The sequence below is a fragment of the Staphylococcus intermedius NCTC 11048 genome (assembly GCF_002902385.1).
Lineage (GTDB): Bacteria > Bacillota > Bacilli > Staphylococcales > Staphylococcaceae > Staphylococcus > Staphylococcus intermedius.
The window spans coordinates 1-344 of record NZ_PPQH01000143.1 but is presented as its reverse complement, the minus strand read 5'-3'; the positions used below and the strand labels follow the sequence as shown (position 1 = coordinate 344).

1 pseudogene is annotated in these 344 nt (G+C 36.6%); it reads right to left on the bottom strand.

The features are described 5' to 3' along the window. Positions 1-342: pseudogene (locus tag CD138_RS13710) on the bottom strand (phage tail protein); the annotation flags it as partial. Between the last annotated feature and the right edge of the window lie 2 nt (positions 343-344).

Sequence of the window (344 nt, the reverse complement as noted above, 5' to 3'; positions counted from 1 at the left end):
AGCAGTGTTGAACTTAACTTTTAGCGTTACTTCAATTTTATCTTCTTCGTCATCGAATGATTTAGCATAATCTTCAACAACCGTGTAACCAAACGCTGCGTGATAACCACCTTCACGCTTTTTCTTTTCGATTAACCACACTTTAATTTGTTGTAGGTTTTTAATCGCTTTCTTAAATTGCTCTTGACCTTTGTCGCCTGGAATATGCCCAAATGTTAAACTTAATTCTTCATTCACAGATTGATAACTATAGTCTGTTTTGCCTGCTACAATCTTCTCAGAAAGCTCAGAAGACACTTTTTCTTCGCCCTCGAGTAAGTCAGATACTAAAACACCCATCATAC